This window comes from Flavobacterium sp. KH_001 (genome assembly GCF_057840745.1).
This window is the reverse complement of the sequence record NZ_CM174520.1, coordinates 820,097-844,729: the sequence shown is the minus strand read 5'-3', so window position 1 is coordinate 844,729 and position 24,633 is coordinate 820,097. Positions and strand designations below refer to the sequence as shown.

Here is a 24,633-nt window from a genome sequence, read left to right as displayed (position 1 = left end):
AAACCACAAAGTATAAAATAAATTATCAAGTATGAAAAACAAAATAATATACCTGTCAGCAGCAGTAGCTTTTGGGTTGTTTGCTTCTTGTAAAAAAGACGTACAGTCATCAGATTCTAATGCAGTGCAGACAGAAAAGCACCAGGGAAAAGAGATCGGCTCTGAACACGATGAAGAAATAGATAAATTGGTTTCTCAAATGACATTGGAGGAAAAAATTGGAATGTTGCATGGTAACAGTATGTTCAGTACTGGTGCTGTAGAACGTTTAGGTATTCCTGAATTAAAAATGGCTGATGGACCTTTAGGAGTTCGTGAAGAAATTTCACGTGACAATTGGGCTCCAGCCGGTTTAACAAATGATTTTGCAACTTATTATCCGGCAGGAGGAGCATTAGCTGCAACCTGGGATGCAGAAATGGCTTATACCTTCGGGAACAGTCTTGGACAGGAAATGCGCGCGCGTGATAAGGACATGTTGCTCTCACCGGCAATTAATATGGTGAGAACGCCGCTTGGCGGAAGAACTTATGAATACATGAGTGAAGATCCGTTTTTGAATAAAAAAATTGCAGTGCCTTTAGTTGTTGGTTTACAAGACAATGATGTAATGGCGTGTGTGAAACACTTTGCAGCGAACAATCAGGAAACGAATCGTGATTTTGTTGATGTACAAATTGACGAACGTACACTTCGTGAAATTTATTTACCAGCATTTGAAGCTGCAGTAAAAGAAGGACATGCCTATGGAATTATGGGAGCTTACAATAAATTCAGAGGTGAGTACTTATGTGAAAATGATTATATGCTGAATAAAATTCTGCGTGATGAGTGGGGCTTTAAAGGAATTGTAGTTTCAGATTGGGCTGCGGTACATTCAACAGCTAAATCTTTAAAAAGCGGTTTAGATATTGAAATGGGAACACCAAAACCTTTCAACGAATTTTTTCTTGCTGATAAATTAGTTGCCGCAGCAAAAGCAGGCGAAGTGTCTGAAGCAGAAATTGATATCCATGTAAAAAGAATTTTACGCACTTTGTTTCAGGTAAAAGCTATGGGACCAGATAGTAAAAATCGTGTAAAAGGAAGTATTTCTACCGAAGCACATTATCAGGATGCTTACAAAATTGCTGCTGAAGCAATTGTTTTATTGAAAAATGAAAACAACGCATTGCCTTTAAAGTTAGACGGAGTAAAATCTATCGCTGTAATTGGAAACAATGCAACAAAGAAAAATGCTTTAGGCGGATTTGGTGCAGGAGTGAAAACAAAAAGAGAAATTACACCTCTTGAAGGTTTGAAAAACAGATTGCCATCATCAATCAAAATTAATTATGCTGAAGGATATTTAGAGCGTTATGATGAAAAAAACAAAGGAAAATTGGGTGATATTACACTTAACGGTCCTGTAACTATTGACGCATTAGATCCTGCAAAAGTGAACGAAGCGGTTGAAGCTGCGAAGAAATCTGATGTTGCGATTATTTTTGCGGGTTCAAATCGTGATTATGAAACAGAAGCTTCAGACCGTAGAACTTTAAAATTGCCTTTTGGACAAGAAGAATTAATCAAAAAAGTACAAGCAGTAAACCCGAGAACTATTGTTGTCATGATTGCCGGAGCTCCTTTTGATATTAATGAGGTAAGTAAAAATACTTCGACCTTGGTTTGGAGTTGGTTCAATGGTTCTGAAGGAGGAAATGCATTAGCAGATGTAATCTTAGGAAAAGTAAATCCGTCAGGAAAATTACCGTGGACAATGCCGGTAAACATTGTAGATTCTCCTGCACACGCAACAAAAAGTTTCCCAGGCGGAAAAACCGTTAATTATGCCGAAGGTATTTTAATTGGATACCGTTGGTTTGATACTAAAAATATTGCACCGTTATATCCTTTTGGATACGGATTGTCATACACCAATTTTGCTTTCGAAAATGCTAAAGCCGATAAAACTTCTTATGCTGAAAATGAAACTATCTCGGTTATTGTTGACGTAAAAAACACAGGAAAAGTAGATGGAAAAGAAGTGGTTCAATTGTATGCTTCAAAAGGAGATTCAAAAGTAAGCCGTGCTTCAAAAGAATTAAAAGGATTCAAAAAAGTATTAGTAAAAGCGGGTAACTCTGAAACAGTAACGATTAAACTTCCTGTAAAAGAATTGGCTTACTATGATGTGGCATCAAAAAAATGGGTCGTTGAAGCTGGAAAATATACTTTGAAAGTGGGTAATTCTTCAAGAGATATCAAAAAAGAAATTGCGATTACCATCAAATAAATAGATTTCACATTAATTGTGTGTGTTTTAATAGCTTAATGACAAGTGGTACTTGAAAAGTTATTTTCTCAAATGCATTTAATGATTTTTAGAATAATAATTAGAAACCACTTAATTAACTATAAAACCAAATTAAAATGAAAAGAATAATAAAAAGCTACCTGTTAAACACGATTTTGTGTTTATCCTGGATAAGCCTTTTGGCCTGTAGTTCTGATAAAGAAGCTACTCCGGATAATCCAGGTCCGATTGTAAAAACACTTACGGCTAATGTAGAGAAAATTGATTTTCAGAGCGCGGCAAGTACCTCAGAATTTATAGTTACAGCAAATGCAACTAATTGGACTGTTGCGGCATCAGAAGCAAGTTGGTTGACATTTACTCCGGCTACAGGCGTTTCTGGCAGAACAACAATTACAGTAAAAGCTTCAGAAAATACAAGTTCTGCAGTAAGAACAGCTGTAATTACAATCAGTTCAAGCGAAGTAGCATCAGTAAAAGTAACCGTTTCCCAAGCAGCAAATACTGGTGGTTTGTATCCAAATTATAATACAAATCCAATTGCTGCAGATGCTACAGGAATGAGCAGTACTGCAGTTCAATTAGCAGCTAAGATGAAAATGGGCTGGAATATTGGAAATACCCTTGAAGCTACAGGAAGTGAAACAGCCTGGGGAAATCCAAAAGTTACAAAAGCATTAATTGATCTTGTGAAAGCAAATGGTTTTAATGCTATTCGAATTCCGTGTGCTTGGAATCAGTATGCTAATGGTACAACTGCAAAAATCAGTGAAGTATGGCTGGATAGAGTTAAAGAAGTCGTTCAGTATTGTGTTGACAATGATATGTATGTAATTGTAAACATCCATTGGGATGGCGGATGGCTGGAAAAAAATGTTACCGAAGCCAAGAAAGTAGAAAACAATGCCAAACAAAAAGCTTTCTGGGAACAGATTGCAACTCATCTACGCGGATTTGATGAACATTTGCTTTTTGCAAGTGCAAATGAGCCGGATGTTAAAGATGCTGCGGAAATGGCAGTGTTAAAGTCATACCATCAAACGTTTATTGATGCTGTTCGCTCTACCGGAGGGAAAAATGCATATCGAAATTTAATTGTACAAGGGCCATCGACAGATATTGAAAAAACAAACCAATTGATGACCTCATTACCTACCGATTCAGCAGCAAACAGAATGATGGCTGAGGTTCACTTTTATCCTTATCAGTTTACTTTAATGACCGAAGATGCTGACTGGGGAAAAATGTTTTACTATTGGGGAGCAGGAAATCATTCAACTACAGACCCATCACGTAATGCGACCTGGGGAGAAGAGGCAGATGTAGATAAGTTTTTCCTAATGATGAAAACACAATTTACAGACAAAGGAATTCCTGTGATTTTGGGAGAGTTTGGAGCGATAAAACGTAATTTGACTGGTGATGCACTAACATTGCATTTAAAATCAAGAGCTGCATTTCTAAAATATGTTGTAAAACAGTCAAGAGTAAACGGCATGGTTCCATTCTATTGGGATGCCGGAAATTTAGGGACAAATACAATGTCATTATTTGACAGAAGTACTAACACTGTATATGATTCGCAGGCTTTAACTGCATTGCAGGATGGATTGAAATAAAAAGTATATATTTGATAACATAGATTGAACCGCAAAGTTCGCAAAGCAAGCGCCATGTACGCAAAGCTTAGCGAACTTTGCGTAATTCATAGCGAACCTTACGGTTAATTTTAAATCTAAAAAAAAATGAAAAAACATATAACCTTTCTTTTAGTGCTGTTGAGCATAGTAGCTAATGCCAATGTAAAAATGCCGTTATTGTTTTCGGACGGGATGGTACTGCAGCGCAATAAAGAAATCCCAGTTTGGGGTTGGGCTGATGCCAATGAAAAAGTCGAAGTTCATTTCAACAAACAAACCAAAACCATAGTTGCCGATAAAAACGGAAAATGGATGGTTCGTTTATCTGCTGAAAAAGCCGGAGGGCCTTTTGAACTAACCATTACAGGAAAAAACAAAATTGTTATAAAAGATGTTTTGGTTGGAGAAGTATGGATTTGCAGCGGACAATCCAATATGGAATTTCAGGTATCAAAGACCGTGAATGCCGAAAAAGAAATAGCTGATTCCAATTATCCTATGATCCGTCATTTTGGAGTAGCGCAGGATTTAAGCGGAAAACCAAAAGACGATCTAAAATCAGGAAAATGGGAAGTTTCAAGCAAAGAAACGGTTGGTAATTTTACAGCTGTTGGTTATTATTTCGCCAAAAAATTGTACGCCGAATTAAAAATTCCAATCGGAATCATCAATACTTCCTGGGGCGGAACCAACGTAGAAACCTGGACAAGCCGTGAAGCTTTCCAAAAAAGCGAAGATTTCAAAACCATGATTGCTGAAGTTCCAACATTAAATATGGATTCGATTTCAAAATTGTATGCCAGACAAATGAAAGAAAGAGTCGAAAAAATTCAGGGAACTCCAGTAAGTACAGAAAACGAAAACACTTTCAAAGAACCAACATTCAATGATACAAATTGGGGTGAATTAAATACGCCAAGTTTATGGGAAAATCAGCCTTTGGGCGATTTAGACGGAATTGTCTGGATGCGAAAAACCATTACACTTTCAGCAGAAGATATTAAAAATAAAGCCGTTTTAAGCCTGTCAAAAATTGATGATGAAGACATCACTTATGTAAACGGAATCGAAGTCGGCAAAAATAGCCAATGGGATTTCAAACGTGTGTACGAAGTTCCTGCAAACGTCCTGAAAGTAGGACAAAATGTTATTGCCGTAAGAATCGTCGATAACAGCGGCGGCGGCGGAATCTACGGAGATGCAGCCGACTTAAAATTAACTTTAGGAAACAAAACAATTCCGCTTGACGGGAAATGGAAATTCAAAGTGATAGTCGTAAAAACATCATTATCACCAAACAGTTATCCATCATTATTGTACAATGCCATGGTAAATCCGTTAGTTCCTTACGCGATCGAAGGCGTTTTATGGTATCAGGGAGAAGCCAATGTTTGGAGAGCCAATCAATACAAAAAAGCATTTCCGTTAATGATCAGCGACTGGAGAACAAAATTCAATCAAGGTGATTTTCCTTTTTACTTCGTTCAATTATCTACTTTTGATGAGTTCAAAGGCAACAGCAAAGTTGGAAGCCGTTGGGCAGAACTTCGCGAAGCACAGTCGGAGACTTTGAAACTGAAAAATACAGGAATGGCCGTAACCACCGATATCGGAAACGCAAAAGACATTCACCCAACCAACAAGCAAGACGTTGGATTGCGTTTGGCAGCAATTGCCTTAAACAATGTTTACGGTAAAAAACAAGTGTACAGCGGACCAACGTATAAATCGCAGGAAATAAAAGGAAACCAAATCATCCTGACTTTCGATAACATCGGTAGCGGTTTATCAGCTTCTGATAATTCCCAAAACCTAAAAGGCTTCGAAATCGCAGGTGCCGACAAAGTTTTTCATTCAGCGAAAGCGATAATTAAAGACAACAAAATAATCGTTTCAAGCGAAAATGTTTCAAATCCGGTTGCCGTTCACTACGGCTGGGCAGATGATGATACCGAAATCAATCTTTTCAACAAAGAAAAATTCCCGGCATCACCTTTCAGAACTGATAATTGGGAGATGATTACGGCTAATGAGAAGTATAAGGTTAGTAAATAGTTGGGCGTGCCACCAATATAAAAAGGGGCTGACTTTAGCACCGCTTAGTCGCCCCTTTTTATATTGCTGTCGGGCTTTCGCTGCTACTGCGGTAGCTTAGCTCTATCCCTCACGCGGGTGAGGGGTAAACAAGAAAATATCATTTTTATAATTGATTAAACGTATATTATAATCGAAAATAGTTCCATAGGAACGAAATATCGGTAGCAACGGATGTAAATCCGTTGGTAAAAAATGAACATCAGCATAAAGCTCCGTAGGAGCGACATATTTTAAACGCAACAAAAATGAACGCAAACCTCACAAAAAAAACATTTTTCATTTTACTAATCACATTTTTCTATACAAAGGGAAACGCACAATCCAATCATGTTTTATGGTACAATCAACCCGCTGAATTTTTTGAGGAAAGCCTTGTTTTAGGAAACGGAAAAATGGGAGCAACTGTTTTTGGAGGAGCCAATTCAGATAAAATCTATCTGAACGATGCAACGCTTTGGTCGGGCGAACCTGTAAATGCCAAAATGAATCCGGAAGCTTACAAAAATATTCCGGCAATTCGTGAAGCCTTAAAAAATGAAAATTATAAGCTGGCAGATGAGTTAAACAAAAAAGTGCAGGGTAAAAACTCAGAATCTTTTGCGCCTTTAGGAACTTTAGAAATCAATAATACTGAAAAAGGGAAAGCGGTAAATTACCATCGCGAACTGGATATTTCGAATGCCATATCAAAAGTAAGTTACGAAATGGCGGGCATAAAATATACCCGCGAATATTTTGTCTCGGCTCCGGACCAAATTATGGTAATCAAATTGACAAGTGATAAAAAAGGGGCTTTAAATTTTGATATTAATTTAAAGAGTTTATTAAAATCAAATGTTGAAGTTCGAAATAATATTCTCGTAATGACAGGTACTGCGCCCATTCATGAAAATCCGGGATACACTGTTTTACCAAAATATCTCGAAGTAAAAGAAAGAGGAACAAGATTTACCACTTTAGTCCAAATCAAAAAAACGGACGGAAAAATTACAAATTCCAGAGAATCCATAAGCTTAAAAGACGCAACAGAAGCTATTATTTATGTTTCTGCCGCAACAAGCTTTAATGGTTTTGATAAAAATCCTGCAACAGAAGGTTTAGACGATATAGCAATTGCATCACAAAATTTGAACAAAGCTTATGCAAAACCATTCGATAAATTAAAGGAATCACATATTGCAGATTATCAAAAGTTCTACAATCGTGTCAATTTGGATTTAGGCAAAACAACCGCTCCAGATTTGCCAACAGACGAAAGATTACTTAGATATTCAGAAGGAAAAGAAGATAAAAATCTGGAGATTTTGTATTTCAATTTCGGACGTTATTTATTAATAAGTTCTTCTAGAACAATGGGCGTTCCGGCAAATTTACAAGGAATTTGGAATCCGCATTTAAATCCGCCCTGGAGCAGTAATTACACTATGAATATCAATGTAGAAGAGAATTATTGGCTGGCCGAAAACACCAATCTTTCAGAAATGCATTTGCCGCTTCTAAGTTTTATTAAAAACCTTTCGGTAACCGGAAAAGTAACCGCAAAAACATTTTACGGTGTAAATGAAGGTTGGGCATCTGCACACAACTCTGATATTTGGGCAATGACAAATCCGGTTGGAACGTTTGGAAATGATGATCCAAGCTGGGCTTGCTGGCCGTTATCTGGTGCCTGGCTGAGTACACATATTTGGGAACATTATGTTTTTACCCAAGACAAAAGTTACTTGAAAAATGAAGGTTATCCAATTATGAAAGGCGCATCTGAATTCTTTCTGGGATGGATGATTACAGATAAAAACGGAAAATTAATTACATCGCCATCAACTTCACCTGAAAATAAATTTATTGCACCAGACGGTTATATTGGAGCAACAATGTATGGAGGAACTGCAGATCTGGCGATGATCAGAGAATGTTTTGATAAGACCATTAAAGCTTCAAAAGTTTTAAACATTGATTCAGCTTTCAGAACAAAACTCGAAACTGCGCTTTCTAAATTTCATCCGTATCAAGTGGGTAAAAAAGGAAATTTACAGGAATGGTATTTTGACTGGAATGACGAAGATCCAAAACACCGTCATCAATCACAGCTATTCGGACTTTTCCCAGGTGATCAAATTACACCTGAGAAAACACCAGATTTAGCTGCAGCATCCAGAAAAACACTCGAAATAAAAGGCGATGAAACCACTGGTTGGTCAAAAGGCTGGAGAATCAACCTTTGGGCAAGACTTTGGGACGGAAATCGTGCTTATAAAATGTACAGAGAATTACTTCGCTACGTAGATCCGGACGGAAAGAAAACGGAGAAGCCAAGACGAGGAGGAGGAACGTATCCGAATTTATTCGATGCGCATCCACCATTTCAAATTGACGGAAATTTTGGTGGAGCAGCCGCCGTTGCTGAAATGTTAGTTCAATCTGATGAAAATGAAATCAGATTATTGCCTGCTTTACCAGATGCCTGGGAATCGGGATCTGTGAAAGGAATCTGCGCCCGTGGCGGATTTGAAATTGAAATGGAATGGGGAAATAAATTACTTAAAAAAGTAACTGTATTTTCTAAAAATGGAGGGAAAACAACTTTAATAAGCGGTAATAAAAAGCAAGATATCACATTGAAAAAAGGAGAAAAACTAGAAGTGAACTGGTAAAATAATTCTGGATGTAATCTTTATCAAACCTAACAGGTTTTTAAAACCTGTTAGGTTTTGTTGTTTTAAATTATTCCTTTTCAGAAGTTTCCGTGGATTTTTTCTCAGATTCTTTAGCATGTTCTTCTTTAAAAGATTCATACCATTTTTCAATAGACGGATACACAAAAGCTGCCACTTTTTTTACCGGATTATAAAAAATAGATTTATCTAAAGTTTCTTTTTTCGCAAAAGTATTATTGAAGTTTATTTTCTCAAAAAGAGCAATAAAAACACTCATAATCAAAATGGTTTTCAAAACTCTGAAAAAAGCACCACCAAGTTTATTAGGTAATCCCAGGAAAGCGAAATCGGCAATTCCGGTAAGGATTTTGGCTAAAAAATAAACCCCTATTACAACCAGAATAAAAGTCAGGATAAAGGCAGTTATCTGAATCGTGTTGGGATTCCAGGAAACATGTTTCATGATTATTTCCTTCATTAAGGAAGAAAATTTAATCGCGATGTAAATTCCCAGCAATAATGAAATGAAAGAAGCAACTTCTACAAAAAGCCCATTTTTAAAACCTTTGTACAAACTAAAAGCCAAAAGTGCTCCAAAAATCATATCGAAAAAACTCATATATCTCTTGTTTTATTGAGGCGCAAATATAAAAGAATTATCTGTTTTTTGAGGCTCAGAGGTTCATAGATGCAAAGGGGCAAAGGTTTTTATTTTCTGATGTTTTATTTTTTAAGGTCATTGGATTTGAAGTCCGTATCTTTGCACTTCTAATTTTAGAGTTTAGATTGTAGATTTTAGATTTAAAAATCGAAAAATCGTTACGCAATCTAAAATCTACAATCTAAAATCATAAATTAAAAATGTCCAGAGATACACAATTAAAAGAGCGTTGGGAAAAGCTCGTCGATATACTATCCAATCAGTTTTCGCAAGGTGAAGACTTAGATTTAGATGCCATTATTTACTTAATCGGAGTTCAGGAACTCGGAAAAGTGCATCGTGAATTTAAAAAAGATGAAAAATTAAACTTAATGCACATTGCCATTTGCCGTTTATTAGAACCATACGGATTCTATGAATTCGAATATTTTGATGAAGACGGATGGCCGCATTACAGAGTAAAAGAAGAGTTACCGCCTTTAAAAGCAGGGGAACAATCGGTTTTGATGAAAGAAGCGATTGTGAATTATTTCTTAGAAAGAGAAGTTATTGATTAGTTTTTAGTAGCAGTCACAGTTATAAGATTGTCAATCACTGAAAACTGTGACTGCTACTGTTTACTTTCAACTAAAATCACTAAATTTGCTCTCTCAATTATTGAAGGAAAATGATAGACAAGATAAAACAGCATATAGAGGAAGCCAAAGCCTTTAATGATAAAAATAAAGAATCTTTAGAGCAGTTCCGAATTAAATATTTAGGTAGTAAAGGGTTATTAAAAGAACTTTTTACAGAGTTTAAAAATATTCCGAATGACCAGAAAAAAGATTTTGGACAGGTAATAAATACCTTAAAAACCGTTGCTGAAGAAAAAGTAAGAGTTATTCAGGAAGAGCTGGAAAGCAAACAGGAGACAAAAGGTATATTTGGTGATTTAACCAGATCTGCCGAGCCTGTAATTATTGGTTCGCGTCATCCTATTTCTATTGTAAAAAATCAAATTATAGATATTTTTGCCAATATTGGTTTCAACGTTTCTGAAGGTCCTGAAATCGAAGATGACTGGCATAACTTTACTGCCTTAAACTTACCGGAATATCATCCGGCTCGTGATATGCAGGATACTTTTTTCATCCAGACAAATCCTGATGTGTTGTTGCGTACGCATACATCATCTGTTCAGGTACGTTATATGGAAAATAACAAACCGCCTATTCGTACTATTTCTCCTGGGCGTGTATTTCGTAACGAAGCTATTTCTTCACGTTCACACTGTATTTTCCATCAGGTTGAAGGTTTGTACATTGACAAAGATGTTTCTTTTGCCGATTTGAAACAAACATTACTTTATTTTACTAAAGAAATGTTCGGAAAATCCAAGATTCGTTTACGTCCGTCATACTTTCCATTTACAGAGCCAAGTGCCGAAATTGATATTTATTGGGGTCTAAAAACAGAAACCGATTACCGTATCACAAAAGGAACTGGATGGTTAGAAATTGGTGGTTGCGGAATGGTTGATCCAAATGTTCTTAAAAATTGTGACATCAATCCTGATGAATTCAATGGTTTTGCTTTCGGAATGGGAGTGGAGCGTATCGCGATGTTATTGTATCAAATTGGTGATATCCGTATGTTTTACGAAAATGACGTTCGTTTCTTAGAGCAATTTAAAGCAAATATATAATTTAAGTCGTAAGGTCATAAAGTCGAAAGTATAAAGTCTCAACATAATGGCTTTAGACTTTCGACTTTATGACTTTTGACTTTTAAACTTTTGACTAATATGAAAAAAGACATAACAATCCCAGAAGTAGAAAACGTATTCCTTGCCGCTGTTCAGGAATGGAGTGACGATTTTATGGAAAAAGTGTGGTACGCTTATCTGGTAAACGATAGTGACTTTAATTTAGACAGCGTTATGGTTGTTTCAAAAGCATTTGGAACAATTGATGGCGAAATGAAAAAAACTTCTGTTTTACGTCATGCCTTTGTTGAGGTTCCAGCTGTTTCTGTAGTTAAAATAGAAATGATAGAAAAAAGCCTTTTGGTTTTAAATAACGAATTCATGGTGACTTTCTTCATCGGAAACACTTTGTACGACAAGAAATTTATCTTCAAATCAAACCTAATTAACGAGAACGATACGGAAGAAGTGCCGATTTTGTTTGTTGAAGGGGTGATGGTGAAGTAAGAAAATAGAGAATAGAACATAGAAAATAGAGAATAGAACATAGAATATAGAGCATAGAGAATATAGCATAGAAAATACAGTATAGATATAGACTTTAGATTCTACCTAAAACAAAAGAGTCAAGACAAAATTATTATATTCGTCTTGACTCTTTTTTATTCTTAGTAATTAGAAGTCTATATTCTATGTTCTATTCTCTATATTCTTTTTTCTTAATCCAAAGATTCCGTCAATTTCTTAAACACAGTCTTAGCATCCTTTCCTTCATATAAAACAGCATAAACAGCATCAATAATAGGCGTTTTAGCACCGTAACCCTGATTTAGCTTATAAGCACTTTTGGTAGCGTAATAACCTTCTGCAACCATGCTCATTTCCATCATGGCACTTTTTACCGTGTAGCCTTTTCCGATCATATTTCCGAACATTCTGTTTCTCGAGAAGACAGAATATCCAGTAACCAATAAATCGCCCAAATAGGCGGAATCATTGATATTACGTTTCATTTTATGAACCTTTCTGATGAATTTCTTCATCTCACGGATTCCGTTACTCATCATAACCGATTGGAAATTATCACCATAACCTAAACCATGGGCAATTCCGGCTGCAATTGCATAAATGTTTTTAAGCATTGCGGCATATTCAGTACCAATAATATCGTCTGAAATTTTAGCTTTGATATAATTTCCGGAAAGTGATTTTGCTACGATAGAAGCTTTTTCAGGATCTCCGCAGGCAATTGTCAAATAAGAAAGTCTTTCTAAAGCTACTTCTTCAGCATGACAAGGACCAGTTATAACTCCAATATTGTAATATGGAATATCGTATTGAATGTGAAAATGCTCGCCAACAATTAAACTCGTTTCAGGAACAATTCCTTTAATCGCAGAGAAAATAATTTTATCAGATAAAGAAACGGTCATGTTTTTCAATTCCGCATCTAAAAAAGCAGAAGGAATAGCAAAAATTACATAATCTGCGTATTCGATTGCTTCGTTGATATTGTTGGTTAATTTAAGCTTTTTGGTATCAAATTCTACCGAACTTAAATAGTTAGGATTGTGTTTGTATTTTTGAATGTGCTCTATTGCAGCGTCATTACGCATATACCATGCAATTTCGGAAAGATTTACGCAAAGCATTTTTGCAATTGCTGTTGCCCAACTACCTCCTCCAATTACTGCAAATTTTAAATTTTCGCTCATTATTTTAATAATTTGAAGCAAAAGTACTTAATAAAGTAGTAATAACACAAAATCTCATTTAAGAAATTTGTAATTGACCTTTAATTGCGAGGGTTTTCAGCTGATTAAAAAAAATATTAAAAATATTTTCATCATTAATACAATAAAGTTGATATCATTACGTTCTAAGTAGTTATAAATTAGAATTTAATGAGTTTAGCAAAAAATGAGTTAGTTAGTTTTGTTTTAGTATTTTAAAAAGGCGTTCCTAAATATTTTAAGAACGCCTTTTTTGTTAAACTCAAATTCCAATTTTCTGAAATTCCAATTTCAAAAAATAATTCCAAATCCCAATAACATATTCTAAGTATTGGAATTTGGAATTTCAAAATTTTGGAATTTTATTTATTAATAGCTCATCTCAACAATAGACTTCACTTTGTCCAAAGTCACCAATTGATTCTCGCCTAACCCTTTCCAGTTTCTTTCATCAAAACGTTTTACAATAAAATCAGCTGTTTCCTGATAATCGTTTGTGTATTGCGAAAGTTTAGTGTCCATTCCCATTGTATGGAAGAATTCTACGGTTTTATTGATCGCTTCTTTAGCAACTTCATCATCAGAACCTGTTAAGTTGAAGATTCTTCTTCCGTATTGCGCTAATTTTCCTTTTTTGGTATCAAACATCACTTTGTATAAACTTGGGCCAATAATCGCTAAAGTTCTAGCGTGATCAATTCCGTATAAAGCAGTTAATTCGTGTCCAATCATATGTGTTGCCCAATCTTGTGGTACGCCTTTCTGAATTAATCCGTTTAAGGCCATTGTACAACTCCACATAAAGTTTGAAGCCAAAGCATAATCGGCCGGGTTCTCAACAACTTTAGGACCAACTTCAATTAGCGTTTGTAAAATTCCCTCAGCAATTCTGTCCTGTAAAAAGCCTTCATGCGGATACGTTAAATATTGCTCCATTACGTGTGTGTACGCGTCGACAACTCCATTTTGCAATTGTCTTTTTGGTAAAGAAACAATAACGGTTGGGTCGCAAATAGAAAATTTTGGAAACAAGGCACTACCACCAAAAGCTAGTTTTTCCTGCGTTGCTGCAATAGTAACCACAGAACCAGAATTCATTTCGCTTCCTGTAGCCGGTAAAGTCAAAACGGTTCCAAAAGGCACGGCATTTTCTTTAATTAAAATTCTTTTTTGTAAAATATCAATCGGATTTCCGTCGAAATTAACGGCTGCCGAAATAAATTTTACACCGTCAATTACAGATCCGCCTCCAACTGCCAGGATAAAGTCTATTTTCTCGGCTCTGATTACTTCAACAGCTTTCATCAAAGTTTCAAAATGCGGATTTGGTTCTATTCCACCAAATTCCACAATATCAAAACCTTTTAGATTGTTGATTACCTGCTCGTGAACGCCATTTTTAAAAATACTTCCGCCGCCATAAGCCAATAAGATTTTGGCTCCTTGTGGAACTAAAGTGGAAAGTTTTTCAATTTGTCCTTTTCCGAAGATTAAATTCGTAGGATTGTATAATTCGAAGTTTATCATTTTTTTATTTTTAAGGTTCTGAGGTGCTAAGGTTCTGAGGTTCTAAGTTTTTTTGCCTTAGCAACTTAGTATCTCAGAACCTTAGAGCCTTTTTTTATTTTAAATTTTTATTAGTTAGTGAATAAGAGGTTAGTTTTTAAGTTACCAGCAGGAAAATCTTAGCATCTTAGTAACTTAGAACCTTAGTCCCTTATTTACCCAATTTTTGCAATAATTTACCAGCTACTAATTTTGATGATGCCGGATTTTGTCCTGTAATTAAAAGTCCGTCTTCAACAGCATAAGGCTGCCAGTTTGGTCCTTTTGAGAATTTACCTCCGTTTGATGAAAGAGCATCTTCTAGCAAAAACGGAACTACTTTGGTTAAACCAACAGCTTCCTCTTCTTCATTGGTGAAACCCGTAACTTTTTTACCTTTAACTAAGTATTCACCCTTTACTTTTACGTTTTTCAAAACGGCTGGAGCGTGGCAAACAAATGCAACAGGTTTGTTATGCGTGTAAAATGATTCGATTAAATCAATTGAGTTTTGATCTTCCACTAAATCCCAAAGTGGTCCATGACCTCCAGGATAAAAAACCGCATCATAATCTTTTTGATTTACAGTCGAAAGTTTTAAGGTATGTTTTAATTTTTCTTGTAAAACTTGATCAGCATCAAAACGTTTTGTGTCTTCTGTTGCTGATGCCGGATCAGCACTTTTTGGGTCAATTGGCGGTTGGCCCCCAAGTGGAGAAGCAATCGTAATTTCGACTCCCTGGTCTAATAGTTCATAATAAGGTGCAGCAAATTCTTCTGACCAAAATCCGGTTTTTTCTCCAGTGTTACCCAGTTTATCGTTACTGGTAACAACAAATAATACTTTTTTCATACCTTTTTTATTTGATTTTTGAGCCGTAGCTGTTATGCTACTGGCGGTGAATGCTATAATTGCGAGTAATGCTATTTTTTTCATAGTTTTAAATTTTCATCAAATTTACGGCTTAAGTGATATTAGTAAAAATAAAATAAACTATGTTTGTAATAAATATATTTATATCATGGTAAATCTGGAATGGTACAGAACCTTTAAGTCGGTTTATAAAAATGGTAATTTTTCAGTCGCTGCAAAAGAGTTGTTTATTAGTCAACCCGCAGTAAGTCAGCAGATATCAATGCTAGAAGCGCATGTAGGTTATAAATTATTCAATCGGAAGTCAAAAGGGGTTGAAGCAACCGAATACGCTAAGTTACTCAATAATTTAATTATTGATGCACTCGACAGATTAGAAAATGTTGAAAGCGGTTTTAGGGCTAAAGCAGAAGATTCTAAACGATTAATTTCGATTGGCGTGTCCAAAGATTTGTTTAATTGTTTTGCGAGCACCCTAATCTCGAAGTTTGATTTAATTGATTTTACTTTTGCTGAAGATGATGTTCTTTTTTCGCTTGTCGATGCTAAAAAACTCGATTTTGCGATCGTAACGAAAAGGTTTGATACGTTTGATACAATTTATGAAATCATCGGAAAGATTAAGCTGGTTGTAGTTGGTTCATCAAATTTAGATATAACCGATTTTCGCCAAAAATTAAAATCAGATAATGCTGCAGAAATAGAGCAGTGGCTTAACGATCAAAAATGGTACAGTCACGACGCGCGAATTCCACATGTGAAATTATTCTGGTTACACGCATTCAATAAAAAGAGACCTGCAATAGTGCCCAATTATATCATTCCATCAGAATCTGAGATGTTGGAAATGTTATCCAGAAATTCCGGAATTGCCATCACCTGGAATTGTAATTCACGAAAATATATCAAAGAAAATAAATTGCAACTGTTGTGGAATAGTTTTCACGTTCCGGAGGAGTATGTGTATTTGTTGAGTGCTAAGAACAATAATTTAAGCTCGTTTTTTGATACTATTTCTAAAGAATTAAAATTGTTTTTTGGAAATAGGATGTAGAGATTGTACTATTATGGAAGGTTTGGAATAGATTGAAATACATAAAATGAGAAATAAAATTGAATCTGGTTTATTTGGTTTAGCAATTGGAGACGCATTGGGCGTTCCTGTAGAATTTGAGTCCAGAAGTTATTTAAAACAAAATCCAGTTTCTGAAATGATTGGTTTTGGAACTCATTCTCAACCTTTGGGAACTTGGAGTGACGACAGTTCTTTGGCTTTTTGTTTGGCAGAGGTTTTATGTGGAGATTTTGACTTATCTAAAATAGCGTCAAACTTTGTAAAGTGGTACAGTACAGGATTATGGACTCCTCACGGAAAAGTTTTTGATATTGGAATTGCGACAAGAAAAGCAATTCATAATATAGGAAAAGGACATTTGCCCGAATTATGTGGGGGTTTTGAAGAAGGTGATAATGGAAATGGGTCATTAATGCGAATTTTACCTTTAGTTTTTCATCTAAATAATGAACAAGATATCGAGAAAGTCTATCAAAAGGTAAAAGCAGTTTCTTCCATTACACATGCTCATTTTCGCTCTGTATTTTCCTGTTTTATTTATGTGGTTTATTGTTTGGAAATTTTAAAAGGAAAAGAGAAAATTGTAGCTTTTAGGGATATGCAAATTATTTTATCAAATTTTATGGAAGATAAAAAGTTTAATCCGTTTGAAATTCAATTGTTTGATAGAATTTTAAAGAATGATGTTTCAGCTTATCATGAAGAGAATATTCATTCTTCAGGATATGTTCTTGATAGTTTACAAGCAAGTTTTTGGTGCTTTTTAAATTCTAATTCTTATGAAGAAGCTGTTTTAAAAGCAGTTAATTTGGGTGAAGATACAGATACAACCGGTGCAATTACTGGTGGATTGGCCGGTATTTATTATAGGATGGAAAATATTCCAAGTAAATGGGTCCAAAGTTTGGTCAGAACTAGTGATATTAAAGATTTAGCAGAGCGATTATCAAAAAAGTTAATGTTGTAGTTAAAGCGTTGTAATAAAAATGAAAAAAGCCTGAATTCTTAAAATTCAGGCTTTTTTTATTTCTTATAAAAATTATTGTGATCAATATATTCCCAAACCTTTGGAGGTAAAAGCGGTTGAATATTTTTCCCTTTCTTAATATTGTTTCGAATAAAAGTTGAAGAGATCTCCACAACTGGTGCATCAATAATATGAACTTTTGGATGCGATTTTAATTCGACATTTTCCGGTTCTTCAGAAATTCGTGGATAAACGTAGATTTCATAATGATCTAAAATCACTTCGTAGTTTTTCCACTTGTGAAGCGTTTTCAAATTATCTTCTCCCATAATCAGTGAAAATTCATTATTTGGATATTTCTCCTGCAAATGAACCAAAGTATTCACCGTATAGTTTGGCTGAGGTAATTTAAACTCGATATCTGAGGGTTTTATTTTCGGATAATCTTCTGTTGCCAGAAAGACCATTTCGAGTCTTTGATGATCGTCTAATAAAGTCGCTTTCTTTTTTAACGGATTATGAGGTGTAACCACCATCCAAACCTGATCTAAATCGGCGAACTCAGCCATGTGATTGGCAATAATCAAATGACCAACATGAATGGGATTATACGTTCCGAAATAAAGGCCTACTTTCATAGTTGTCTTGTTTCACAGATTCACGAAGATTTGACAGAGATTCGCAAAGTAATTTATAAAAATTTTGTGTATCTCTGCGTTTTACTTTGTGCAGCTCTGTGTAATAACTTATTTGTTTACAAAGTCTTTTACCAATTGATACGCTTCTTCTTTGGCAGTATCTAAATCGTAGTTTTTGATAATTGTGTCAAATTGTGGAGCAGTAGCCAATTCTACTGAAGCTTTTGCGATTCGCATATTGATTTTGTCATCACTTTCGGTAGAACGTTGTTTTAAGCGGCGCTTTAATTCATCAACACTTGGTGGTTTAACAAAAACAGCTAAAGTTTGTTCCGGGAATTTATGCTTGATACGCAATCCACCGGCAACATCAATATCAAAAATCACATTTTTTCCTAAAGCCCAGATTCTTTCAATTTCCGCTTTTAAAGTACCGTAAAAGTTATCGCGATAAACTTCTTCCCATTCCAGGAAATCTTCGGCTTTAATGTGTTTTTTGAATTGTTCCAACGAAATAAAATAATAATCTTTTCCGTGTTCTTCTTCTCCGCGTGGGTCGCGTGAAGCCGCCGAGATCGAAAATTCTAAGTTTAAATCTTCTTTCCCAAGTAAATGTCTTACGATAGTTGTTTTTCCTGATCCCGAAGGTGCTGAGAAAACAATTAATTTTCCTTTGTTCATTATGGTATGCTTTAGGCTTTAGGCAGTATGCTTTAAGCTTTATTACTTTGTATTTTTTTTGCTTAAAGCCTAATGCTTAAAGCTTACAGCTTTTTAAAGTACGTTTAAAACCTGCTCTTTAATCTTCTCCAATTCATCTTTCATCATCACAACCAATTTCTGCATTTGAGCATGATTTGATTTTGAACCCATCGTATTAATTTCACGACCCATTTCCTGAGTAATAAAACCTAGTTTACGGCCATTAGCTTCGGTTCCTTTAATGGTTTCTAAGAAATAGTCTAAGTGATTCGTCAAACGTACTTTTTCTTCTGTAATATCCAGTTTCTCTAAATAATAAATCAATTCCTGTTCGAAACGATTTTCATCCACATTCACTTTCAATTCAGAAATAGCAGTCTGCAAACGATCTTTTATAGCCTGAACGCGTTCCGGATCAAGTGCCAAAGCGTCGTTCATATATTGACGGATATTTCCAATTCTAAGATTAAATTCTTTTTCAAGCGATTCACCTTCGTCTTTTCTAAAAGTTAAGATGTTTTGTAAAGCTTCCTCAATGATAACCTGAATCTGATCCCAATCGTTTTCATCGATTTCTTCGCGCTCTGTTTTTAGGGTATCAGGCATACGAACGGCCATTTTCATTAGCTCCGTTTCATCGGCATCAGGGTAAACTTCTCTAAGTTGTGCAATATAATTTTTTACAACAGGAACATTTACTTTTGTCGAAGTTTGTTCAGAAGTACTTTCAATGTAAATTCCGAAATCAATTTTTCCTCGTTCAAGTTTTGTAGAGATTTGAGTTCTTAAACCTAATTCCATTTCGCGGTACAGCGACGGCATTCTTACGTTTAAATCTAAACCTTTACTATTTAAGGATTTTACTTCGACCGTAATTTTTTTTGTAGGCAATTGCAAAGAAGATTTGCCAAACCCTGTCATAGATTGTATCATATAATTGAGTATAAAGGCGCAAAGATACTAAAAAATTCACAGTGAGAGTTTCTAGTATTTTAAAGCCATAATTTTAGTTTTTTGGGCGTTCCCTCTGGGCCGGGCTATCCGCTCCAATCTTTTTTTGAGCAGAAAAAGCTCAAAAAAAGGATTTCCGCTGCAAACGAAGTTCACTGAACACTAAAATAAAATAAAAGTGGAGTGAAGTAATCCCTAACGCGCGTACCGTTTCTTTAAGAACTGTCAGGTATTATTTTTCCAAAGCTTTCATAGCTTGTAAAGTAACTGGCTGGCTGTTGCCAATATAAATTTTACCGTCAATAATAAAAACCGGACGACTCAGGAAAGTATAATGTTCCAGAATGTATTTTTTAAAATCAGCTTCCGTTAATGATTTGTTTTTTAAATCCATAGACTTATACAATTGCGCTTTTTTACTGAATAACGCTTCATAACTGCCAGCAAGTTTGTGCATTTCTTCCAATTCCGCTTCGGTAATCGGATTTTGTCTGATGTCATGAAATTCCAGATTGTGATTCGCCGGTAAACCTTTTATAATTTTTCTACAGGTGTCGCAAGAAGCTAAGTAATATATTTTATTCATGATTTTTAAATTTAGTGACTACAAAGAAAATTCATTTGAAACTGAAAAATGCCTAATTTTAGAAAAAAATTATAACTATGAATTCAGTTTTTGAAGTACAAAAAACCATTAGAGAAATTCTTTTGAAAATTTTAGACAATCATTCATTAGAACAGTTAAACAAAATCCCGACAGGATTTAGTAATAATTTGATTTGGAATATTGCACATTGCGTATCGACACAACAAGTTTTAGTCTATAAGTTATCAGGTTTGCCAATGAAGGTTTCAGAAGATTTTATAAACAAATACAGAAAAGGGACCAAACCGGAAGGCGATGTTTCGCAAGTAGAAGTAGATGAAATCAGGACTTTACTTTCTACAACTTTAGAGCAGGTTCAGAAAGATTTTGCTGATGGTATTTTTCAAACCTACACAGAATATACTACAAGTATGGGTTACACTCTTAAGAATATAAATGGAGCTTTAGATTTTAATAATTATCACGAAGGAATTCACACCGGAATCGTAATGAGTATTAGAAAGTTCGTATAAAAAAGAAATCCCGCCTTAGCGGGATTTTTTTATTCTACTATAGTCTCAATAGTGACTTTCATTGCGCCGGCACCTTTGCTTCGGGTAATGTCCATAAAAGCTCTTTTTGAAAGGTCTAATTCGCGAGTTTTAACAAACGGGCCTCTATCAGTAATTTTAACGATTACAAATTTTCCATTGGCTTCATTTGTTACTTTTATTCTGGTTCCAAATGGAAGTTTTTTGTGCGCAGCGGTGTATTTATTGTTGTCAAATCTGCTTCCGTCTGCAGTTTTTCTGCCTGTAAATTTATCGGCATAATAGGAAGCATGTGCATTTTTTTTGTATGGTTTTAATTTTAAACCATTGTCTGTAAAAACAGAATCGGTAGGTAAAGCGATTTGGCCTGTTTTGTTGGTTTTAATAGTGTCCTGCGTAATTTTAGGCTCTGTTGACCTGACTTGTTGACTCATAACGTAAGTAGCGCAACTTAAAAAAGTTATAGAAAATACGCTGAGTAAAATGTTTTTTTTAATTCTCATGGGTTATTCTTTTTCAGACTTGGGGAGTTTGTACAAATAATATGCCGAGATAAAAAAAGCCCTCTTTTTAGGGCTTTAATTGGTTTTTTAGAACCAAAGGTTCCAAGGGATTCTACTCAATATAAGTAATAATCCTAATCCGTAAAAAATAGCAAATGTTTTAAATTTTGCTTCGCTATTAAGTATTTTTTTATGTTTAGACCATCCAATAGTAATTAGGATGATAGCTATGATGTTGATTAAAGGGTGCTCTAATGATGTTAATCGAAGTTCAGCATTAGACATTTCTCCAAAAGCTGCTTTTCCAAGCGGAGATACAAAATAAAGAATTAAACCAATCAACAATTGAGTGTGTGTTCCGATTAAGGCAAACAAGGCGATTTTGCGGTCTTTTGCGGTAAACTCTTTTTTAGAAGTTAATCCTAAAATGGCATTTACAACGGCAATTAATAAAAGTAATAATGCCAGATAAGCCCATCCGGAATGGAATTTTTGTAGAAAATAATACATAAAACATTTTTTTTGTTCAAAACAAATATAACAAAAAAGGCTATAAAAAAACGGCATCAAACTTAAAAGTCGATGCCGTTTATGATATTTATTTAGATTCTAAATATTAGAAATCGTAACGTAGTCCAAAGTTCCAAGTTCTACCAAATCCGAAGTATACCTGATTAGTAGTAGCGATACCTTTGTATGTTGATACAGTTGGCACGTCAGCTGCGAATATGTTTGTTTTCGCTTCTGAAATGTAAGTATAATCAAATACGTTGTTTACGTTTAATCTGAAACCAACTGAATTGCTTTTAGTTTTTCCAACTAACCATTTGTATGATAAACCAGCATCAACTAAACCAAAAGCAGGTAATTCTAATGATCCTCTGTTATCTTCCTTTGTAAAGCTTCCTGGAGAAATTGCAGCATATAATTTTTCAGTATAGTTATAATTTGCATCTACAGTAAAACGAGGTAATATTTCGTATGTTGCTCCTAAAGCAGCAGTTAATTGTGCAGCATCACCTACTTTTACGCCATCAAGGAAAAGAATAGTGGTTGTTCCTCCACCAATATTATTGTTACCTGAATCGTAACGGTTACTTGTACTAGTTCCTTCATATTTCCAGTCTCCAATAGAGAACATTCCAGTGATGTTAAGTTTGTCTGTAACTCTTGCTCTTCCGTCAAACTCTAAACCTGAGTGGATTTCTGTAATTCCAGCGAAATCATAATAACCTCCCGGGTTTGTTGGGTCATTATCATTAGATCTTTGGTATCTGTCTTTCCAAGATGTACGGTAAACGTTTACGTTAGCAGTGAAGATTCTAGAACGGAAACCGTAACCAGCTTCTAAGCCAAAGATTTTCTCATTAGTTAAGTTACCATTTACTAAAGAAGCGTTGTTTGGGTAAACAGCGTTAAAGAATGGTTGTTTTGAGTAATAACCTGTATTAAAGTAAACATTATGGTTTTCATTAATGTTGTAGTTAGCTCCACCTTTTACGTTACCACCAAGAATGTTTTCGTAATCAGTGCTTGATAATGGATCTGAAGCTAAATATTTGAAATAATCAACTCTTTTGAATCCTTGTTGAGAAAGTGCACCTTGTACAAATACAGTTAAGTTATCGTTAGAATATTCTAATTGAGTAAAACCTCCGTACCATCTAACATCTCCATCATTATAGAAGTTGATCTTTTGTTCATCATCTGTGCTTTTGAAAACGTTCCAAGCTGGATAAGTTGAGTAAGTTTCTGTTAAAACTCTATTAGGATTATTTTTATCAAGATTATCAATATAAGAATCTGCTCCTAAAAGATTATTTAAATTTTGATAGTGAATTCCTTTATAACCTCTAACATCAACACCAATATCCCAAGTTAAGTTATCAGTGAATTTTTTGTTGAAGTTAACAATTGCTCCATACCAGTTGTGTGAGTTAACTGATGAAATTTGAGAAATACCTGATGTATTGTTATAAACTCCTGCACTGCTTCTACCTGTATCAACGCTGTTTTGAAACTGCCCGCTTGTACCATTTGTTGCACGAGTATAATCTACATTGTTGGCTCCTCTAATAACTTGTTGCCCTGTATTCCAGGCAACGATTTTATCATAATCAACTAAGCCGTCTGCTGTTCTAAATGCGTTACTAGCGTAGTTATTTGCCGCAGCACCACCCGCTCCTCTAGATCCTCCTCCACGTCCGAAAGAAACGTAAGCTACGGTAGATAATTTTGAAGTTTCGTTAATCTGGAAATCATAGTTTAACGAAATAACTGGCTTGTGATAGTAATTTCTTACCATATTAAATTCCTGTCCATTTTTATATCCCCAGTCAGAGTTATATTTGATATTTGGATCAGATTCTGTTCCGTATTTTTGATACTGTGCGATCGTGATAAAAGTTGATCTCTGATCGTGCCATTGTGGAGCACCTGTTATAGTAAGCTGAAAATCGTGCTTGTTGTTTTTTGTAGCGTAACCAAGACCAATATAGTAGTTGTCCCCGTTAAATTTTGTCGCGTCTACATAACCATCACCCTGAGTGTGGCTATACAATACAGATGCAGATAATCCGTTGTCTAATTTTCCTGTGTTGTAAGCAACGTTTGATTTGAAGAAATTATCATTACCAAAAGAAGTACCTACTGTACCACCTTGTTTCAAATCTGATGCTTTAGTAATGTAGTTCATAGTTCCTCCAACAGAAGCAATTGCTAATTTTGAAGACCCTAAACCTCTTTGTACCTGAATTGCAGACGTAACATCTGATAAACCAGACCAGTTACTCCAGTAAACAGATCCGTTTTCCATGTCGTTAACCGGCATACCATTAACCATTACGGCAATATTATTTTGGCTAAATCCACGAATAGTGATTCTTGAATCTCCGTAACCACCACCTGATTTACTAACATAAACTGAAGGTGTGCTTTTTAAGATTTCTGGAAGCTCTTGGTTTCCAAGTTTTTCCTGAATTTCTGAAGCTTTAATTGTAGAAACTGCAACAGGTGTTTTTCTGTCTTTTGCAATATCTACTGTAGTACTTTTTACTACAATTTCGCTTAGTTCGTTTGAATTAGAAGCTAAAACGATTGTGCCTAAATTAGTAGTAGCTCCATTAGATACTGAAAATCTTACAGTTTGGTTTTGATAACCTAAAAAAGAAATAACGATTTCTCCTGTACTACTTGTTGTGCTAAGTGTGAATTTACCGTCAAAATCTGTAGAAGTAGCTGTTGTAGAACCTTTAATCACTACGTTAGCTCCCGGCAAAGAACCTGTACCGTCGGTAATTGTACCAGTAATTTTTCCCTGAGAAAATGCGGTCGAAACTATCATGAACAACAGTCCAGTAAGTAACCAATTTTTCATTGTCTTCATTTGTTATTTAGTTTATTGTTTTTGGCAAAATTATAACAAATAACTCAGATAGTGTTATCAAAATGTTAAGAAAAGTCAGTTTTAT

The 24,633-nt window shown here is 35.1% G+C and carries 21 protein-coding genes; 10 read left to right on the top strand and 11 right to left on the bottom strand.

Translation table 11 applies throughout. The features are described 5' to 3' along the window. Window positions 1-31 precede the first annotated feature (31 nt). From AC3ITQ_RS03935 to AC3ITQ_RS03920, 4 genes are all read left to right on the top strand, one after another. Window positions 32-2,275, top strand: coding sequence for a glycoside hydrolase family 3 C-terminal domain-containing protein (locus AC3ITQ_RS03935; protein WP_489236899.1), 2,244 nt, complete (start codon window positions 32-34; stop codon window positions 2,273-2,275). 137 nt (window positions 2,276-2,412) lie between these two features. Continuing rightward, window positions 2,413-3,915: a cellulase family glycosylhydrolase gene (locus tag AC3ITQ_RS03930; protein WP_489236898.1), complete on the top strand. Its 1,503-nt coding sequence runs from the start codon at window positions 2,413-2,415 to the stop codon at window positions 3,913-3,915. A gap of 126 nt (window positions 3,916-4,041) precedes the next feature. Continuing rightward, window positions 4,042-5,991 (top strand): sialate O-acetylesterase, encoded by a 1,950-nt coding sequence (locus tag AC3ITQ_RS03925; protein WP_489236897.1) that lies wholly within the window; start codon window positions 4,042-4,044, stop codon window positions 5,989-5,991. A 287-nt stretch (window positions 5,992-6,278) separates the two neighbouring features. Beyond that, window positions 6,279-8,687, top strand: a complete 2,409-nt coding sequence (locus AC3ITQ_RS03920) for a glycoside hydrolase family 95 protein (protein ID WP_489236896.1) — start codon at window positions 6,279-6,281, stop codon at window positions 8,685-8,687. 70 nt (window positions 8,688-8,757) lie between these two features. Here AC3ITQ_RS03920 and AC3ITQ_RS03915 read toward each other — a convergent pair whose 3' ends face one another. Beyond that, complete coding sequence (locus tag AC3ITQ_RS03915) at window positions 8,758-9,309, bottom strand: CvpA family protein (RefSeq protein ID WP_489236895.1); 552 nt, start codon at window positions 9,307-9,309, stop codon at window positions 8,758-8,760. Between the two features lie 242 nt (window positions 9,310-9,551). On the opposite strand from AC3ITQ_RS03915, the gene AC3ITQ_RS03910 reads away from it, so the two are divergent. From AC3ITQ_RS03910 to AC3ITQ_RS03900, 3 genes are all read left to right on the top strand, one after another. Next, window positions 9,552-9,908, top strand: coding sequence for a hypothetical protein (locus AC3ITQ_RS03910; protein WP_074660669.1), 357 nt, complete (start codon window positions 9,552-9,554; stop codon window positions 9,906-9,908). Window positions 9,909-10,018: 110 nt separating this feature from the next. After that, a complete protein-coding gene (gene pheS, locus AC3ITQ_RS03905) occupies window positions 10,019-11,038 on the top strand; it encodes a phenylalanine--tRNA ligase subunit alpha (RefSeq protein ID WP_194657553.1) in 1,020 nt (339 codons plus the stop codon). A 99-nt stretch (window positions 11,039-11,137) separates the two neighbouring features. Next, window positions 11,138-11,545: a hypothetical protein gene (locus AC3ITQ_RS03900; protein ID WP_072969826.1), complete on the top strand. Its 408-nt coding sequence runs from the start codon at window positions 11,138-11,140 to the stop codon at window positions 11,543-11,545. Window positions 11,546-11,757: 212 nt separating this feature from the next. Here the strand turns inward: AC3ITQ_RS03900 and AC3ITQ_RS03895 are convergent, their stop codons facing one another. The 3 genes from AC3ITQ_RS03895 to AC3ITQ_RS03885 all read right to left on the bottom strand — a co-directional run bounded on the left by AC3ITQ_RS03895 (window position 11,758) and on the right by AC3ITQ_RS03885 (window position 15,253). After that, window positions 11,758-12,753, bottom strand: a complete 996-nt coding sequence (locus AC3ITQ_RS03895; protein ID WP_489236894.1) for an NAD(P)H-dependent glycerol-3-phosphate dehydrogenase — start codon at window positions 12,751-12,753, stop codon at window positions 11,758-11,760. 387 nt (window positions 12,754-13,140) lie between these two features. Further along, window positions 13,141-14,298, bottom strand: coding sequence for an iron-containing alcohol dehydrogenase (locus AC3ITQ_RS03890; protein ID WP_489236893.1), 1,158 nt, complete (start codon window positions 14,296-14,298; stop codon window positions 13,141-13,143). Between the two features lie 190 nt (window positions 14,299-14,488). Further along, window positions 14,489-15,253, bottom strand: a complete 765-nt coding sequence (locus tag AC3ITQ_RS03885) for a type 1 glutamine amidotransferase domain-containing protein (protein ID WP_489236892.1) — start codon at window positions 15,251-15,253, stop codon at window positions 14,489-14,491. A gap of 85 nt (window positions 15,254-15,338) precedes the next feature. On the opposite strand from AC3ITQ_RS03885, the gene AC3ITQ_RS03880 reads away from it, so the two are divergent. Next, a complete protein-coding gene (locus tag AC3ITQ_RS03880) occupies window positions 15,339-16,244 on the top strand; it encodes a LysR family transcriptional regulator (RefSeq protein WP_489236891.1) in 906 nt (301 codons plus the stop codon). A gap of 46 nt (window positions 16,245-16,290) precedes the next feature. Then, complete coding sequence (locus AC3ITQ_RS03875; RefSeq protein WP_489236890.1) at window positions 16,291-17,232, top strand: ADP-ribosylglycohydrolase family protein; 942 nt, start codon at window positions 16,291-16,293, stop codon at window positions 17,230-17,232. A gap of 56 nt (window positions 17,233-17,288) precedes the next feature. On the opposite strand, the gene nadD is transcribed toward AC3ITQ_RS03875, so the two are convergent. The 4 genes from nadD to AC3ITQ_RS03855 form a co-directional block, all read right to left on the bottom strand. After that, entirely contained in the window at window positions 17,289-17,870 is a 582-nt protein-coding gene (gene nadD / locus AC3ITQ_RS03870; protein WP_489236889.1) for a nicotinate (nicotinamide) nucleotide adenylyltransferase, read from the bottom strand. 108 nt (window positions 17,871-17,978) lie between these two features. Further along, window positions 17,979-18,551 carry a guanylate kinase gene (gene gmk, locus AC3ITQ_RS03865; RefSeq protein WP_194657546.1) on the bottom strand — a complete coding sequence of 191 codons (573 nt, stop codon included), beginning with the start codon at window positions 18,549-18,551 and terminating at the stop codon, window positions 17,979-17,981. Window positions 18,552-18,644: 93 nt separating this feature from the next. Next, window positions 18,645-19,505 (bottom strand): YicC/YloC family endoribonuclease, encoded by an 861-nt coding sequence (locus AC3ITQ_RS03860; RefSeq protein ID WP_489236888.1) that lies wholly within the window; start codon window positions 19,503-19,505, stop codon window positions 18,645-18,647. A 250-nt stretch (window positions 19,506-19,755) separates the two neighbouring features. After that, window positions 19,756-20,109, bottom strand: coding sequence for an arsenate reductase family protein (locus AC3ITQ_RS03855; RefSeq protein ID WP_026983658.1), 354 nt, complete (start codon window positions 20,107-20,109; stop codon window positions 19,756-19,758). 77 nt (window positions 20,110-20,186) lie between these two features. Here AC3ITQ_RS03855 and AC3ITQ_RS03850 point away from each other — a divergent pair, with 77 nt between their 5' ends. Continuing rightward, window positions 20,187-20,642, top strand: a complete 456-nt coding sequence (locus AC3ITQ_RS03850; RefSeq protein ID WP_489236887.1) for a DinB family protein — start codon at window positions 20,187-20,189, stop codon at window positions 20,640-20,642. A gap of 29 nt (window positions 20,643-20,671) precedes the next feature. Here the strand turns inward: AC3ITQ_RS03850 and AC3ITQ_RS03845 are convergent, their stop codons facing one another. From AC3ITQ_RS03845 to AC3ITQ_RS03835, 3 genes are all read right to left on the bottom strand, one after another. Next, window positions 20,672-21,163 (bottom strand): septal ring lytic transglycosylase RlpA family protein, encoded by a 492-nt coding sequence (locus AC3ITQ_RS03845; RefSeq protein WP_489236886.1) that lies wholly within the window; start codon window positions 21,161-21,163, stop codon window positions 20,672-20,674. An 87-nt stretch (window positions 21,164-21,250) separates the two neighbouring features. Next, a complete protein-coding gene (locus AC3ITQ_RS03840; RefSeq protein ID WP_489236885.1) occupies window positions 21,251-21,673 on the bottom strand; it encodes a hypothetical protein in 423 nt (140 codons plus the stop codon). Between the two features lie 106 nt (window positions 21,674-21,779). Further along, the gene (locus AC3ITQ_RS03835) at window positions 21,780-24,548 is read right to left on the bottom strand and encodes a TonB-dependent receptor (protein WP_489236884.1); all 2,769 of its coding nucleotides are present in this window, start codon (window positions 24,546-24,548) and stop codon (window positions 21,780-21,782) included. Window positions 24,549-24,633: the final 85 nt, after the last annotated feature.